General features: G+C 66.8%; 1 pseudogene. It reads right to left on the bottom strand.

Annotated elements, in window-relative coordinates:
• Window positions 1-2,300, bottom strand: a pseudogene (locus EN932_RS34255) (AsmA protein); the annotation flags it as partial.

Here is a 2,300-nt window from a genome sequence, read left to right as displayed (position 1 = left end):
GTCGGTATCGCCGGCGGCAAAACTGCCATCAGCGGCGATCTCGGGCGCGAAGCCGGCGGTCTTGGCCGCATCGATGTCGCGCCCGATCGCATCCGCCTTGGCGAGGAACGCACTGAACGCATCTGGATTGAGGCCAGCAACTTTCACGCCCTTCAACGCCGCAGTTCCGGAGCCTGACAAGGCAGCCACCATCCCTTCGACCGATTTGCCGCTGCTTGACAGCGCCGTCGAGAAATCGCCGATGCCGCTGATGCCGGCATCCGGCAGCACGGTCGCCAGATCGGCGCCCGCCAGTTTCATCTGGCCAGAGAACAGCCCGGTGCCGTTGTTGTTCTTCAACTCGAATAGGCCGGTCAGCGCTCCGCCCAGCAACTTCGCCTTGAGATCCGAAACGCGGATGCCTTCCTGGTCGAGCTTGAGCGAAAAGGCGGCGTCATAGGCGGTGGCGAACCGGCCGGCGGCCAGTGCTGCCGTCGTCAGGTCGAGGTCGGCGGTGAATGGCAGGCTGGATTTCTGGCTGAACGGTGTCGCCGGCCACACGCCACCCTTGCCTGCCCGGTCTTTGGCTGCGCCCTCCTTGTCGGCCAGAAAGGCGGAGTCGCCGAACAGCGCCACCGCCAGGGGATCGAGGTCGAGTTCGTCGAGCGCCAGCGCCCCGGCCAGATGTGGCACGCCGTCCTTTACATCGATATTGACGTCGCCGGACACCGCCGCTTCGTTGATGGCGCCGCTGAGTTCGTCCAGCACCAGCAGGCCGTTGCCGTAGTCGCCCTGCGCGGCGAGCGACGTCGACATGCCCGCCCCCATGCCTGGCAGGCCGATGCCCGACGTCATCAGCCATGGCTCGATGTCGGCGGCATCGAGGCTGAGCTTGCCCTTGGCGGCGAGGCCTTGCGGCGTGTCGGCGATCGTTCCCTCGAAACCGGCCTTGAAGTCATTGCCGGCAAGGCTGAAATTCGTCGCCAGGCCGCCGCCAAACGTGCCCTTGGCCTGAATATCGGTGTTTGCCTCGCCCAGCATGCCGAGCGGCAGCGCCGGCAGGCCATAGAGCGCCAGCAGCGCGGTGGCATCAGGGTTCTTGGCGTTGAAGGTCAGCGCCACCGGCGCTTCGAGAAGCTTGTCCACCGCGCCCTTCCCCGACAGCGACGCCGAAAAGGCCGAGCCGCCGGCCTTGCCTTGCCCGCTCACCGCCAGGCCCGTGGTGCCGTCGCCATTGTCGGCCGCACTGGCCACCAGGTCGATGCGCGCATCCTGGAACAGCTCGGGATAGGCAGCAGCACGGCTCGACAGTCCCTTGAGCACGGCACTGTCGGGATAGTGCTGGGCGGCGACATCGATCAGCGGCTTCAGATCGACGGCAACCACCGACGCATCGAGCTTGCCGGTCGGGCTCGCGGGGAAATCCTTGATCCGGCCGGTGGCGCTGATCGAGGCGCCGGCCAGCCCGCCCACCGAAAGCCGGTCGATTTCGAGCAGCCCGTCGCGCAGCCTGAGCGCCGTGTCGACCGTGTCGGCGGTCAACCCGCCGGCGTTGACCGGCCCGGCCTTGATCTGGAAATCGAGGTCGCGGTCGGCAAAGCGATTGGCGCCCTTGTCGCTGACGAAGATCGAGGCGAAGGCCGCCAGCCCGTCGACATCGAGATCACCGCCTTCGAGCCGCATCAGCACCGAGGGCTTGGCATCGTCGGGCTGGCTGGAATCGATGCGGCCGGAAAACTTCGCCTTGCCCAGGATCAGTTCGAGATCGCTGAAGGCCTGGCGCTTCTGCGAGAGGTCGACCTTGGCCTTGAAGCCGGCGGCCGGCAGACGGCGGATCGCCTCGTCCACATCCTTCGACAGCCAGGCGGCAAAGCCGGAAGGTTGCGCCACGGCCAGCAGCAGCGAGCCGTTGAAGCCGAAATGCCCTTCCAAATTGAGCACCAGCATGCCATCCGCTTCCAGCGTGGTGCGGCCGGGCAAGGTCGCGGCAAGCGATTTCACCGACCAGCCCCCATCGACCGGCTCGGCGGAAAGATGCACGTCGCGCACCGTGGTGTCGCCGACCACCACCGCCGGCAGCTTGACCTCGACAGTGCCGGGGATGGTCGGCTTCGGCATATCGAGCAGCGCTTGCTCGAACGCCGCGATGCGCTGGTCCAGCGTCAGGCCGGCGCCGGCTTCGGCGCCCACCGCCTCGTCGAACTGCACCTGCGCGCCATTGGCCTCGATGGCGAAACTCGGTTTCAGCCCGAGATCGACAGAAGCCTTGCCATCGGCGGTGTAGGGGTTGTCGAGCGGCCCGGTCTCGAAGCGGAATTCGT

Origin of the sequence: Mesorhizobium sp. M7A.F.Ca.US.002.01.1.1 (assembly GCF_004022955.1) — a bacterium.
Classification (GTDB): domain Bacteria; phylum Pseudomonadota; class Alphaproteobacteria; order Rhizobiales; family Rhizobiaceae; genus Mesorhizobium; species Mesorhizobium ciceri.
This window is presented reverse-complemented; position numbering and strand designations above follow the sequence as displayed.